Raw genomic sequence first — 12,889 nt, forward strand, 5'->3', positions numbered from 1 at the left:
CGGGCGGCCTGGACACACCATGATTCGCGTTACCGAACCGGCTTTACCCCTTGACCACCCCGAGGCTGAGCTGGACACCGCCGGGAGCAATCCATCGTGAAGCTCGACGACATCAAGAAACTGCACCAGAAAAAATACCGCCAGGCCTTCGGGCATTTTCTGGTGGAGGGGGAGCATCTGGTACTGGAATTGGATAAAGCACGTGAGCAGGCCCCTTCCACCTGGGGGCAAGCGCAGCTCTATGTCACCAGCGCCTACGAACACTGGCGCAGCCCCTGGCCGAAACACCTGATCAGCGACCGGCAGATGGCCCTACTGGCCGACACCAAAACGCCTCAAGGTATTCTGGCGGTGGTACCAATGCCGCCGGCGTCAGCGGAAAGCACCGCCCCCGGCGAAAAAGCCGTTTACCTGCACGAAGTCCAGGACCCCGGCAACCTGGGCACCATCTTACGCACTCTGGCCTGGTTCGGTGGCATGCGCTGCCTGCTCAGCCCCGGCAGTGTCGACCCGTTCAACCCGAAAGTGGTCCGCGCCAGCATGGGGGCGATTTTTCATGTGCCGATTGAAACCGAGGTGTCAGTGGACACGCTCGCCAACCGCTATCCTCGCATCGCCTGCCTGGACATTGGCGGCGCCCCCATCGCCAATCCGGCTTTCGCAGAACACGACTGCTACCTGTTCGGCAATGAAGCCCGCGGTGTGCCCTCGGAAGCTTTGAATGAGCTGGCCGCCCAGCGCTTCACCATTCCCGGCGCCGCAAAGATCGAATCCCTGAATCTGGCCTCTGCGGTAAACATGGCGGTTTATGAGCTGAACCGGAGCACCATCGCCAACGTTGCATCCCCCTTCAAGGCAAACCAATGATTCGTAAATACGTGATCGGAACCCTTTCCCTCGGAGTATTTCTGGCCTTTATCCTGGCCATGGTGCTGATGGTGCAACTGCACCGCTACGGCATCGCCGTGGATGTCGCCCGCCTCGAAAACCTGCAAACCTGGGCCGGCGACGATGCCGAACGCCAGGCACAGATGCAGAGATACTTCGAGCAGTGCATCGACAACCACCGGGATGCGGAAGACAAGCGCAGCCCAGAGCACATCCGGTCGCTGTACCAGTGCGCCGAAGAAAATGGTTCTGCGGAGATTGCCCTGATGGTGCGGCAGGCGCCTGAAACGGTGGAAGCCCCCGCGCCCCTGCGCTGGTTCTGGTAATTCAAGTTGGGGTCAGACCCCAGAACATTTGATGGGGTGAAATGTCTTGGGGTCTGACCCCATGCTATTCTGACGGATACGCGAGATAAGGGAGAATTAAAGGTGACAGAGCAAGATGTCCGCTGGCTACAGCGATTCAGCAATTTCAAGAAAGCGTTCGGGCAACTTGATTCAGCTGTGCAACTTTGCCAGACACGAGATCTCTCTGACCTTGAAAAACAGGGCCTGATTCAAGCCTTTGAATACACGTATGAGCTCTCCTGGAACACGATTCGCGATTATTTCCGCTGGCAAGGTAACGCCAATATCGCAGGATCTCGCGATGCAATTCGAGAAGCGTTCGCCAACGGCCTTGTTGAGGATGGTGAGGGCTGGATGCGAATGCTGAAAGACCGGAACCGAACTTCGCATACCTACAATGAAGAAACAGCCCGGGAAATTATTGAAAATATTCTGACCCAATACCACACGCTTTTCGCCACCCTCAACAACAGGATGGACCAAGAGGCAGAAAAGCATGACCTTGCCTGAAACGTCTCCGCAAGCAGACCAATTCGGCTTACCCGCCCACGCTATTGGCTGCCTCAAAGCGCTCTTCGAAAAATACCCTGAAATAGAAAAAGTGACCCTTTATGGCTCCCGCGCCAAGGGCAATTATCGCCATAACTCGGATATCGATTTAATGCTCACCGCGCCAACGCTTTCCTGGCGGAGGTTCAATAACCTGGAACTGGAGATTGATGATCTGCTACTGCCTTGGAAAGTCGATCTGGCTTTGCAACATCAGGTAGAGAACCAAGACCTGCTTGAGCATGTTGAACGGGTGGGCGTGCGTGTTTTGTGAACCCTTCATTCCTTCATGATTCGCACCGCACGCTCATCCATGCAGCTTCGAACGAACGAGTTCATGGACCGTTGGTCACCCGATTCATAAAATTCCAACATGAGCTCGTTGAACTCCAGTTGTCGAGAGGCGGGAATATTAATAGCTGTGAAATTGGGGTCAGACCCCGGAACATTTGATGGGGTGAAATGTCTTGGGGTCTGACCCCAAATTATCAGCCGTGGTATCCTTACCGCCCTGTTTCCAGCACATCCGTTCATCTGCAATTAGTTTAGGTTTTCTTATGCGAATGATTATTCGAGCTTTTTTCCGCCTGCTGCGGCTGGTTCTAACACCGTTTATGTTGCTTTCGGAGAAGCTCAGTACACCGAAGGCCGTCAGCCGTTCGCCTGAGCAGCAAGCAGAGATTGATAAGGCCACCGAAAACCTGGCGCTTTACCAGTTCCGGGCCTGCCCCTTTTGCATCAAAGTTCGTAAAGAGATGGCTCGGCTGGGGCTGAATATCGAACTGCGTGACGCACAACATGACCCAGCGCATCGTGAGGAGCTTTTGAATGGCGGCGGCGCCGTTAAAGTGCCCTGCCTGCTGATCACCAATGACCAGGGTGAGAAGCAATGGATGTATGAATCTGGTGATATTAACGCCTGGCTCAATCGGCAGTTTGGATAAATAAGGGGTAATGACCATGTTAAACGTAAACGAATACTTCGGCGGCAAAGTAAAATCCATTGCCTTCCAAGGTGAGTCTCTGCCTGCAACCGTAGGTGTGATCAGTTCCGGTGAGTACGAGTTCGGGACCAGTAAAAAAGAAGTGATGACCGTTGTCAGCGGCGCATTAACCGTTCAGCTTCCGGGTAGCGATAGCTGGACGCGCTACGGGGCCGGCGATGCCTTTGAAGTAGCGGCCAACACCAGCTTCAAGGTTAAGGCTGACGTAGATACCGCCTATTTCTGCACCTACGAATAACAACATGGGGGTCAGACCCCAGAACATTTGGCGGGGTGAAATGTCTTGGGGTCTGACCCCAAATTCACAAGTTCAGAGCACGGTGCAATTTGCTGGTGTGTAGCTGGCTCGCCATTGGCTAGCGGCTGATTTATCGATAACACAGCGCCATTCGCCGGCCACAGTGCGCTCGAATCGAAGAATGACACCTACAAGGTTCGGGTGTGCATTGCCCCCCATGGTCACTTGCAGGTGACCAGATCCGTCAGCATTCAAGGTGCCTATTTCGGTAGCAATATCGCCTGTGGTCAGGTTTGACGGGCTATAACCAAGAGACTGGTTATTGATACCAGAAGTACCCGTGGTGTTGGCCTCGAATCCTGAGCGATAGGCGCCAAGCTCGCTAACCGCCCGCCCCACCTGGGTTTTAACAACATACCCTTGATACACCGGAATGGCCGCTGCCGCCAAAATGCCGATGATCGCAACAACGATCATTAACTCAATAAGGGTGAAACCTTTGGTGGGCTTTGGCATTGCTCTGTCTCGCTGAATGGTCACTGGGACATGTTCAGCAAGATGGGGGCCATGTTTGACGAGGTTGTGCGAGCCTGTCTATGACCAGGCTTTGCGGTAGATATCAACGCCCACAATCTGGACACAGCCCAAAAATGCAACTAAAATCAGTCGCAAAAGGGGATTTATGGATGTCAAAGCACGGAAAGCTACTGACAAAATTGCTGAACAAGCATTCAACATTTACCTGGCAGGAACTGATAACGCTTCTAAAAAGTCTCGGCTATCGCCAGATCGAAGGTCACGGTAGCCGCATTAAGTTCGACAATGGAGACCCGCAAGCTCTGATTAACCTTCACAAACCGCATCCCGGCAATGAGCTAAAAGCTTATGCAAGGCGCCAGATAATCGAGAACCTTAAATCCGGAGGGCTAATTCAATGAGCAACATGCTGAAATATCGAGGCTACTACGGCTCTATTGAAGTGAGCACGGAAGATAATTGCCTGTTTGGAAAACTGCAGTTCATTCGGGCACTGGTTAATTATGAAGGAGAAACAGTCGCAGAGCTTGAGAAAGCATTCCAGGAAGCGGTTGACGACTATCTGAACACTTGCGCAAACCAGAACATAAAACCCGAAATACCCTGCAAGGGTTCGTTTAATGTGCGAGTTGGCCACGATTTACACTTGGCGGCGAGCGTCGCTGCCCGCCGCCAAAGCATCTCTCTGAACGACCTCACACGCAACGCACTCAGCGAGTATCTGGAGCACCACCCTTGAGTGCGTTGGCCTGGTACATTTGGATTGGGTGACATCTACCAGTGGGGAGGTTAATGCCTGTCCATAATGATTATGCCTATAATGATTTATGGTTTTCAGGCAGCGTGCGGCTGTATCTCCTTAGCAATCTTAGCTTCTTTGCCCATCTGAGCCTGGCGCAGCTCAAACTCAGTTTGCAGGTTCAACCAGAACCGCGCACTGGTGCCAAAGTAACGAGCTAGTCGCAGCGCTGTGTCTGCGGAAACGCCCCGGTTCTCACGAACGATCTCGTTCATCCGCGTCGCAGGAACATTCAAAGCCTTCGAGAGCGCATTTACGCTCATCTCGAGCGGCTCCAGATACTCTTCCCGCAGAATCTCTCCAGGGTGAATGGGACGCATACCATTGCTAATCATTGTGCGACCTCCTCAGTGGTAATCAACAATTTCAACATCTTCCGGACCGTCAGCAGTCCATCGAAAGCACATCCGCCACTGCCGGTTAATGCGGATACTGTGCCGGCCTTCCCGGTCACCGCTCAAGGCTTCAAGCCGGTTACCAGGTGGGGATTTCAGGTCATCCAGCTCTGAAGCTGCTTGCAGCACTATCAACTTACGCTCAGCTGCAGCTTTTATCGCCGAAAACCGCCTGGTTTTTCCAGTCTCAAACAGCGCTTGAGTGTCTTTGCACCGGAAGCTCTTAATCATACCGCTAGCGTATAACGCTTACCGTTAAACGTCAAAAAGCATTTATAACCAGTGCCTCGTGTGGCGACACTCACATTTCCCCTCAGGCGTGCAAGCTATTGCCTGTCCAGCGTGCAAGCTATTGCCTGTCCACGATCTATAGCGAGTGCCCGATCTATAGCGAGTGCCTGTCCATAATGAAGATTATGGCTATCCGGGCAGAGCTTGACGCTCTATGAACTGGCTCGATCGCCCTCAACCACTTCGAGCTTCACCCGAAAGCCAGGGGCTGCCGCATATTTTCTGAGTGTAAAGGCAGCAAATGTTTACCAACAGAAAACTTTAAAGTAAACTCGCCTAATGTACAAATTGACCTACAAAAAGTCAGCTCTGAAGGCCCTGCAAAAAATACCCAAGGCACAGGCTTTAAAAATGCACCAGGAACTGACAGCAATGGCTCAAGCACCATATGCCTATAAAGGCGACTGGAAGCCGATGAAGGGCCAACCATTCTGGAGGCTGAGGCGAGGGAGTTATCGGGCCATATGTAGCATTGATAACGGTGAATTAGTGGTGCTGGTGTTGAAGGTTGGCGCAAGAGGAGACGTTTACAAATGAGCGCTCAAATTATTGAACGAGAAGGCAAACCAGAATATGCGGTGGTGCCCTACAACGAGTATCTCGAGCTGCTGGCACTTGCCGAAGATGCACAGGATGCTGCGGACGCCGAAGCTGCAATGAAGGAGCTGGCCGCAGGCGAGGATGAAACCATTCCGGGAGACATTGCAGAACGCCTGATAACCGGGAAGGAACACCCAGTGAAAGTCTGGCGAGAATACCGCGGACTCACCCAAGAAGCCCTTGGCAAGGCGGCCGGAGTTGGTAAGTCATACATTAGCCAGATTGAGAACATTGGCAAAACTGCTTCCACTAAAGTTCTGAAAGCCATGGCCGAGGCGCTTGATGTTGGGATGGACGATTTGGTTTAGTCAAGTCGGGGTTCAAGCGTTCAGATACCCCCTTCTACCACGTGATTTCCCGCTGCGTGCGCCGCACCTTCCTGTGCGGGCAAGACCGTGCCACCGGTTCAGGCTAGTGCCTGTCCATAATAGCAGGCTGGTTCAGGCTAGCAGGCTAGTGCCTGTCCATAATAGCAGGCTAATAGCCCTTCTCAGGATTTCGGCTGCAGCCTCACCGCCCCCTCCCCCAACGCGTCCCCCAAATGCCGCACCAATACCGCCGACGATCACCGCGCAGGCGACACCGCCAATACCTGCAGAGGTAACTCCAAAGGCCAAGCAACCATACGAGGAAGGATCATACTGCTGCCTGTCCCTAATCAGGCTAGATTGCCCCCAGATACCAACCCGATAAGAAAAACAAAAGCGTAAGAGTTACGCAGGCGGTATAGGGCACGATCACCCAAAGCTTCAATGAACGAGGTAAAGGCTCTTCCTCATCACCCATTCGGGATTCGATACGAGCCCCAATACGCGGAAGCTTCCGGAATACAAAGAAAACATATACATGCGAAACCCTCATCCAGCGACCAATGGGACCATTGCCCCAGATACTGCGGATCCCATCCAATTGCTTACCGGGCGTTGCAATCCGCCGCTCGACTTCCACAGTTTTGCAAAAAAATAGTGTAACCATCAGCAGCATTAGGATGACACCAATCCCCAACGATGCAACCAATGTAACCTCTGCTATCAACTTAAAGTGTTCGTCAGTCATGAATTGCATTTCTCAATATTTCGCCGGCGTGTACCCCGAGGCTCCCGCCCCCAGCACCGCCAGCGGCTGCACCAATGCCACCCTGCTTTGGCATTGCTCTGTCTCGCTGAATGGTCACTAGGACATGTTCAGCAAGATGGGGGCCATGTTTGACGAGGTTGTGCGAGCCGAGCCTGTCTATGACCAGGCTTTAAAAGATCAAACCCACTATTAACAACACTGCAAAGCATCCGTACAAAATTAAAGAAGGCACTACCGCCCACAAAGTCAGTCGAGCAGGCAATGGTGTGGAGACGTCACCGATTTTCTCTGCTGATCGGTTGAGCCGGCTTGACGGAACCGATCTAAGCAAGAGAAACGTAAACACATAGCCGCTTCTCATTAACCTCCCAAGGGGATCATTCCCCCAGATTCTTCTGTGTTCAAGCGCAGAAGTGCCGGGACGTGAAATTTTCTCTTCGATTATGGACACACGAGAAAAAGCAAAGGTGAGGATTATAAATAACGATACCAGCCCTAGCCCCAGAGCCCCAGCACCTACGAATGCAGCAATGATCTGAAAAGAGTCATTCATCGACTGTCACCTCGTAGACGACTTCCATCCCACAACTTGCTGCGCCGTTCTGCTTTGGATAGCAATAACTAATCGAACGCCCCAAGGTACCAACCTGAGAAGAAAAACAAAAAAGTAAGAACCACACACGCTGTAAAGGGCACAACAACCCACAGTTTCAGTGAGAGGGGTAAAGGTTCGTTCTCATCCCCCATCCTCGATTCAATTCGAGGCCCTATTCTTGGAATGTGTCGGAAAACCACGAAAGCATACACGTATACCACCCTCATCCAGCGACCGATGGGCCCGTTTCCCCATATACTGCGAGCTTCATCCAGCTGTTTACCGGGCGTCGCTACTCGACGCTCCACCTCCTCGGTTTTACGAAAAAAAAGCGTGACCATAAGAAACACCAAAACAACACCGAGGAGCATACAAGCGGCCCCTATGATTGCCGCTAATTCAGCCAAGAGCTCTTCACTCATGGATAACCTCTCTCAGCTTTGCTCCGATGGTCTCGCCACCTACCCCGCCAGCATATCCACCGCCTGCTGCCCCTAGGCCGCCCGCGATAACCGCACAGGCCACCCCCCCTATACCAGCTGTCGTAACTCCGAACGATAAGCATGTAGCCCCCGCTAAACCACCTCCAATAACACCGCCCAGCATTGAACCAGTCAATTTACCTCCCTCCTGGTAAGCTACGACCTGACACCCCCTCTCATCACCCGCAGTGCAAGCCTCACGAATCTTCATCGCCGACATGGATACATCCAGGGTGACCGCAAGATATCCCACATTTCGGGCATACTTCGCACCCCGAGCCACCCGCTCATAATGCGTTGCATACCCGGGTATGCCACCAACCCCAGCCGTCTTCCAATTATGCACAATGCTCTTAGATGACAATCCCAACGACCGCTTTAGTTTTGCATCATCATCCAGTGACATCCCCTTACGGGCCACTTTTCCCAGAGCAAAATCCAGCTCTTTGAAAAGCGCCCTCCGTTTCTCGAAGAACTCGGGATGATTGAGATGCCCATGTTTCCGGTAACTGTCCTGATGGAGCCGCTCGATGTTCTTCAAAGTCGACTCAATGCTACTAATCTGCTTGGAAACCATCACGGCGCCTGCACCCAGACCCGCAGAACCTGTCGAGGTGATGGCTTCCAATAAATCGTAGTATTTGACAAGAAACTGCGCTTCATCCTGCTCCAGTGACCTAACCTGGGCATTCATCTGCGCTGCCACCTCCATCAACTCGACTTCTTTTTGAGTGCATTCCATACCCTCAGGGTCACCCAGCACAACCATCTCACCGGGCATCAGCTGCCCGCCCAAGCCTGGATTCAAACGATCAAAATGATCTGGCTTTGCCGAGGCGTCTCCGTACAAAGCGCTCAATAGCTCCGTCTTGCTTATCGGCGTCTGAACGACATGGTAACCCGGCTCTACCGCAGCCTGAGACTGATCCTTTGTTGGGGATGAGATTGGAGTTGATGCCGCCATACTGGATGCAGCCGCCCCACCTGCAGAGGCATTGTTCGTGCCATTACCGACACCGCTGGCACTTTGTGATTCCGGAATAGCGCTGCCAGAGAGATTAGCGCGAGAGGCCGCTTGCGGAGCTGGCTTTGACGGCGCCGGTGAGATACCCGAAAACGGCGTGGGCGTGAAGGTATCACCAATCACAACACTACCACTGCCAATCGTGACGCCCCCGCAGGAAATCGCGCTGCCAGTTACCGCCGCAGGAATACCGTTAATGAGAACAGTTGCCGAACCCGCAGCGATGGCTCTCGGGTGGGGAGGGTGTTTGGGCTTGGAGTGCGGGGCAAGAGGATCACCCACGCGGGCAACAGGTTTGCCGTCAATCAGTACATCGGGGGAGCCGGCAATAACCGGCGTGGGAGGGAATCCTTGGTGTTCTGTACCCAAGTCACCCAGCAACACAACTTTCTTGCTCATTCCTTTGCTCCTTCTTTCCTTGAAGAGTCATCCATCGATTTCAGGGGCCGTCACTGGCACCACACGCCATATGGTAAACAAAGACTCACGAAGACCCAACCAAAAAATTGGCAGGCTATTCAGACTATTTCCTGTCTATAATCAGTTCGAAGACTGATTATGCGGCGGATGCCTTTTCGCTCTGTGTAAACTAAAACAGGCTAGTGCCTGTCCATGCTTGAACATGTCCACGATCTATAGCGAGCGCCCGATCTATAGCGAGTGCCTGTCCATATAGCGAGTGCCTATAGCGAGTGCCTGTCCATAATGAAGATTTAACCCCGAATTGGGCGCATTAAACCGAAAGCCAGTAACGACAAAAGCCCGGGGGGCGAAACCGCCGGGCCTTTGGGGATCTGGTCAGGCTAGTGCCTGTCCATGACCAGTCTTTGAAGTAGCGGCCAATACCAGCTTCAAGGTAAAGGCTGACGTAGACACGGCCTACTTCTGCACCTACTAATAACAACATTGGGGTCAGACCCCAGAACATTTGGCGGGGTGTAATGTCTTGGGGCCTGACCCCAAATTCATAGCACGGAACAATTTGCTGGTGTGTAGCTGGCCCGCCATTGGCCAGCGGCTGTTTTATCGATGACACAACGCCATTCCCCTGCCCCCGTGCGCTCAAATCGCAGTATGACGCCTGCCAAGTTGGGGTGAGCATTGCCCCCCATGGTCACTTGCAGGTGACCAGATCCGTCAGCGTTCAAGGTGCCTATCTCGGTGGCAACATCGCCTGTGGTGAGGTTTGATGGGCTATAACCGAGGGATTGGTTATTGATACCAGAAGTACCTGTTGTGTTGGCCTCAAATCCAGAGCGATAGGCACCAAGTTCGCTAACCGCCCGCCCGACTTGACTTTTCACGACGTATCCCTGATAAACCGGAATAGCCGCTGCCGCCAAGATCCCGATGATCGCAACAACGATCATTAACTCGATAAGGGTGAATCCTTTGGTGTGGTTTGGCATTGCCTTGTCTCGCTGAGTGGTCACTAGGATATATTCAGCAAGATAAGGGCCATGTTTGACGAGGTTGTGCCTGTCCATGAACTAGTACGAAGCCAAAACAGCAAAAGCCCCGAGGCCAGAACCTCCAGGCGCTCAAGGATCAGGCCAGGCTTTGCAGTGCCTGTCCGCAATCAATCAATGATCGGTTAAACCAAAGACAGCCCCCTGTCGATGGAGATTTGTCAAGAAGATCGCGGAAAGTTCCCATGTAACCAGAACCGAGGAAGGGTTCCCTCACCTACCTCTTCAGAGTAGGTTTGTTCGTCCTGCTGCATGTCATCGAAGTATAATCGCACTTCGCTCATCCACAACAACCATAGGACGAGTAAGGCAAAAAATACTATTGCGCCAAGCCCTTTGCGAAAAAATGCCATACGCCTGTGCTCGGCAGGCAACTCGTCAGTAATAGCCTTCGGTATAATCAGCGCCCAAAAAGCAACAAGCACAAATAATCCAATTAACATTGAGCCCGGTGCCATGAATACGGCAGACACCCCCGCATGGAACAGCGCAGCAGATACCGAAGCCGTTAAGCCCACAAGCATGAGAGTCTGCTCATTATTACCTTCGGCAAACAGCTCAGCCCTTTTTATCCAAAAATACCGAATCGCCTGCGCAACAACCAGCCCAAGAAGACCGATCAGAAACCAGCCATACTCTGCAGCCCACATCAGATACATATTGTGTGGGTGGCCGAGATGTTTGCTTTGAGCATAAGCGTCCGTCAATATGTCATGTGTCAGCCAAGACTGGGGCCCCATTCCAAGCGGAAAGTTTTGCAAACTCATCGCCCAAGCTTCAATGAACAATGGCATACGCCCGGAACTGTCCATTTTAATGCTTCTAATCTGAACTTCATCTGCAATTAGTGAAGGGATAAAAACGGATAACAGGGCCCAAATGACTACTCCAGCCAAGATATACGCAACAAACACTTTTAACCAAGACAGCGCCCGCCGCCTAAACAGCAATAGGACAACCAACGCCCCGAAGGCAATTCCAAGTGCCGACCCCCGGGAGGTCGTTAAGATCAGAATCCACCACCATAGGCCCGCACCAAGCAGGACACCCATTCGCCACAACCGATTATCCCTTACAGGCCCAACCAGCACCGCCAGAGGCATCAATGGCAGACACCATGTTGCAATATGACTCCAGTAGCGAATATTGACGAACCCCCAAGGAATAAAATTAACCAAGTTAACCACTCGATCGAATAGGGCAAACAGGTAAACATTAATAGTTGCGAACCCATACATAGCACAGCAGACAACGATGATTAACAGCAAATAACGCATGAAGCCTGCGGCGGAGCCCTCTGCGGCGACCCATGCACCGCCAGTAACCATTGCCAAAAAGAAAAACACATACATCCCCGGCTCAACCCAAGCGTATGGTTTACTGCCATGGACAAAGGAAAGAAATAAAAATCCAACACTCAAGATAATGGTTGGAGCCAAAACAGCAAGCGACATAGGGTAAGGCCGTAACACATAAAAGCCGACCGGTAGAAAAACCAAAAATCCGGAAAGCGCCAGGAGCTCAAAACGCTGATACGCGTAGCCACCAAGTGACGTGGGCAAAAAATCGATGAATAGAACAGTAAAAAAAGCCAGAAACGCGCATGCAACTACGGTCAATAGTGCGAAGTTCTTACTCGTATCCATTTTCTGAATCTTTCAGTTCTAAGAGATAAGTGATTTAAAAGACTTCCTTTTTTCGACAATGAGTTACAATCGCCAGAATCTTGCCAGTCCATGACAACCTCTAACTTGAAACCGACTCACTCATTTGGGAATAGTTTTACCGCCGTTAGCATTTTTTGTGTGCGCAAAGCACTTCAGCGCCTGTCAACTATTAATTGCGCTGGCGATCAGTTTGATTGTTTAAAAGACCGGCACCGTTATGCAATAACATAAAGACGAATTAAGCCTAGCCAGTTCAAGCTAGTTCTCGACTATGAGAATTCATGACAGCGAGAAACGTCAAAAGCCCGGGGGTTAAAACCGCCGGGCCTTTAGATATCGAGTCAGGTTAGTGCCTGTCCGAGACCATTTGTGTCAGATTAGGAGCTCGTGCACTGCGAAGCGAACTGCTCGTCAACGGTCGTTACGCAAGCCCAGTTACCTGTAGCCGCAGTGTAAGTATAAGTGACTGTCTCACTTTGCAAATTCGCGTTCACATCGGAAGCGTTGAAAGTGTAAGTCAAAACATACGTCGCGTCAGAGCCATTGTACGCAGGCGCAGTCATTGTGCCATACTGGCCGGTCAACTGAAGGCCGAGCACGTTGGTAGCGGCGTTTGGCGCACCTGTTGAAGCCGCAAAAGAAGAACCCTGGTCGACTCGCTCTTGAACAGCCGTTCGGGCACCACCTAGCAATGTGTGAGCTTCTGAGAATTGCGATCTGGCGATATAGTTCTGGTATTGCGGGATAGCGACAGCCGCCAAGATACCAATGATCGCCACAACGATCATCAGTTCGATCAGGGTAAAACCATTCTGACCATGATTCATTTTGATTTCTTGCATGTTATCGACCTCTAGAGTTGTCGTTTCTTTTTCAAAGCTCTGACCGTCAGGCATGTTCCCAAACAGCCGCGCTGAGCCTGCGATA

18 protein-coding genes and 1 pseudogene are annotated in these 12,889 nt (G+C 52.0%); 11 read left to right on the plus strand and 8 right to left on the minus strand.

The window, feature by feature from the left end; all coding sequences use genetic code 11:
* Nucleotides 1-96: 96 nt before the first annotated feature.
* The 6 genes from J122_RS05140 (at nt 97) to J122_RS05165 (ending at nt 3,026) form a co-directional block, all read left to right on the plus strand.
* Nucleotides 97-867 (plus strand): TrmH family RNA methyltransferase, encoded by a 771-nt coding sequence (locus J122_RS05140; protein WP_061331489.1) that lies wholly within the window; start codon nt 97-99, stop codon nt 865-867.
* The gene (locus J122_RS05145; RefSeq protein WP_061331490.1) at nt 864-1,214 is read left to right on the plus strand and encodes a hypothetical protein; all 351 of its coding nucleotides are present in this window, start codon (nt 864-866) and stop codon (nt 1,212-1,214) included. Before J122_RS05140 ends, J122_RS05145 begins: the two co-directional genes overlap by 4 nt.
* 102 nt (nt 1,215-1,316) lie before the next feature.
* A complete protein-coding gene (locus J122_RS05150) occupies nt 1,317-1,745 on the plus strand; it encodes a nucleotidyltransferase substrate binding protein (RefSeq protein WP_061331491.1) in 429 nt (142 codons plus the stop codon).
* A complete protein-coding gene (locus J122_RS05155) occupies nt 1,732-2,058 on the plus strand; it encodes a nucleotidyltransferase domain-containing protein (protein ID WP_061331492.1) in 327 nt (108 codons plus the stop codon). The genes J122_RS05150 and J122_RS05155 overlap by 14 nt, the downstream gene beginning before the upstream one ends.
* A gap of 193 nt (nt 2,059-2,251) precedes the next feature.
* On the plus strand, nt 2,252-2,728 hold the full coding sequence (locus J122_RS05160) for a glutaredoxin family protein (RefSeq protein ID WP_227510105.1): 477 nt from the start codon (nt 2,252-2,254) through the stop codon (nt 2,726-2,728).
* A gap of 16 nt (nt 2,729-2,744) precedes the next feature.
* Nucleotides 2,745-3,026, plus strand: a complete 282-nt coding sequence (locus J122_RS05165; RefSeq protein ID WP_058089907.1) for a pyrimidine/purine nucleoside phosphorylase — start codon at nt 2,745-2,747, stop codon at nt 3,024-3,026.
* A gap of 72 nt (nt 3,027-3,098) precedes the next feature.
* Here the strand turns inward: J122_RS05165 and J122_RS05170 are convergent, their stop codons facing one another.
* Nucleotides 3,099-3,542, minus strand: coding sequence for a pilin (locus tag J122_RS05170; RefSeq protein WP_061331494.1), 444 nt, complete (start codon nt 3,540-3,542; stop codon nt 3,099-3,101).
* Nucleotides 3,543-3,712: 170 nt separating this feature from the next.
* On the opposite strand from J122_RS05170, the gene J122_RS05175 reads away from it, so the two are divergent.
* On the plus strand, nt 3,713-3,964 hold the full coding sequence (locus tag J122_RS05175) for a type II toxin-antitoxin system HicA family toxin (RefSeq protein ID WP_061331495.1): 252 nt from the start codon (nt 3,713-3,715) through the stop codon (nt 3,962-3,964).
* Nucleotides 3,961-4,302 (plus strand): type II toxin-antitoxin system HicB family antitoxin, encoded by a 342-nt coding sequence (locus J122_RS05180; protein WP_061331496.1) that lies wholly within the window; start codon nt 3,961-3,963, stop codon nt 4,300-4,302. Before J122_RS05175 ends, J122_RS05180 begins: the two co-directional genes overlap by 4 nt.
* A 95-nt stretch (nt 4,303-4,397) precedes the next feature.
* Here the strand turns inward: J122_RS05180 and J122_RS05185 are convergent, their stop codons facing one another.
* Both J122_RS05185 and J122_RS05190 read right to left on the minus strand, forming a co-directional pair.
* Nucleotides 4,398-4,697, minus strand: coding sequence for a HigA family addiction module antitoxin (locus J122_RS05185; protein ID WP_197463813.1), 300 nt, complete (start codon nt 4,695-4,697; stop codon nt 4,398-4,400).
* A gap of 12 nt (nt 4,698-4,709) precedes the next feature.
* Nucleotides 4,710-4,988, minus strand: coding sequence for a type II toxin-antitoxin system RelE/ParE family toxin (locus J122_RS05190; RefSeq protein WP_061331497.1), 279 nt, complete (start codon nt 4,986-4,988; stop codon nt 4,710-4,712).
* A gap of 339 nt (nt 4,989-5,327) precedes the next feature.
* Here J122_RS05190 and J122_RS05195 point away from each other — a divergent pair, with 339 nt between their 5' ends.
* Both J122_RS05195 and J122_RS05200 read left to right on the plus strand, forming a co-directional pair.
* The gene (locus tag J122_RS05195) at nt 5,328-5,585 is read left to right on the plus strand and encodes a type II toxin-antitoxin system RelE family toxin (RefSeq protein ID WP_061331498.1); all 258 of its coding nucleotides are present in this window, start codon (nt 5,328-5,330) and stop codon (nt 5,583-5,585) included.
* Complete coding sequence (locus J122_RS05200; RefSeq protein WP_061331499.1) at nt 5,582-5,956, plus strand: helix-turn-helix domain-containing protein; 375 nt, start codon at nt 5,582-5,584, stop codon at nt 5,954-5,956. The genes J122_RS05195 and J122_RS05200 overlap by 4 nt, the downstream gene beginning before the upstream one ends.
* Before the next feature lie 355 nt (nt 5,957-6,311).
* On the opposite strand, the gene J122_RS05205 is transcribed toward J122_RS05200, so the two are convergent.
* On the minus strand, nt 6,312-6,704 hold the full coding sequence (locus J122_RS05205; RefSeq protein WP_156471727.1) for a hypothetical protein: 393 nt from the start codon (nt 6,702-6,704) through the stop codon (nt 6,312-6,314).
* Between the two features lie 1,030 nt (nt 6,705-7,734).
* Complete coding sequence (locus J122_RS24945) at nt 7,735-9,225, minus strand: type VI secretion system PAAR protein (protein WP_061331502.1); 1,491 nt, start codon at nt 9,223-9,225, stop codon at nt 7,735-7,737.
* A 433-nt stretch (nt 9,226-9,658) separates the two neighbouring features.
* Between J122_RS24945 and J122_RS27040 the strand changes: the two are divergent.
* A pseudogene (locus J122_RS27040) lies at nt 9,659-9,724 on the plus strand (hypothetical protein); the annotation flags it as partial.
* A gap of 67 nt (nt 9,725-9,791) precedes the next feature.
* On the opposite strand, the gene J122_RS05220 reads toward J122_RS27040, so the two are convergent.
* From J122_RS05220 to J122_RS05230, 3 genes are all read right to left on the minus strand, one after another.
* Nucleotides 9,792-10,313 carry a pilin gene (locus tag J122_RS05220; protein WP_413772203.1) on the minus strand — a complete coding sequence of 174 codons (522 nt, stop codon included), beginning with the start codon at nt 10,311-10,313 and terminating at the stop codon, nt 9,792-9,794.
* Between the two features lie 143 nt (nt 10,314-10,456).
* Nucleotides 10,457-11,941 (minus strand): O-antigen ligase family protein, encoded by a 1,485-nt coding sequence (locus J122_RS05225; RefSeq protein ID WP_061331503.1) that lies wholly within the window; start codon nt 11,939-11,941, stop codon nt 10,457-10,459.
* A 398-nt stretch (nt 11,942-12,339) separates the two neighbouring features.
* The gene (locus J122_RS05230) at nt 12,340-12,789 is read right to left on the minus strand and encodes a pilin (protein WP_197463817.1); all 450 of its coding nucleotides are present in this window, start codon (nt 12,787-12,789) and stop codon (nt 12,340-12,342) included.
* Nucleotides 12,790-12,889: the final 100 nt, after the last annotated feature.

The organism is Marinobacter excellens LAMA 842 (genome assembly GCF_001574445.1).
Taxonomy (GTDB): domain Bacteria; phylum Pseudomonadota; class Gammaproteobacteria; order Pseudomonadales; family Oleiphilaceae; genus Marinobacter; species Marinobacter shengliensis.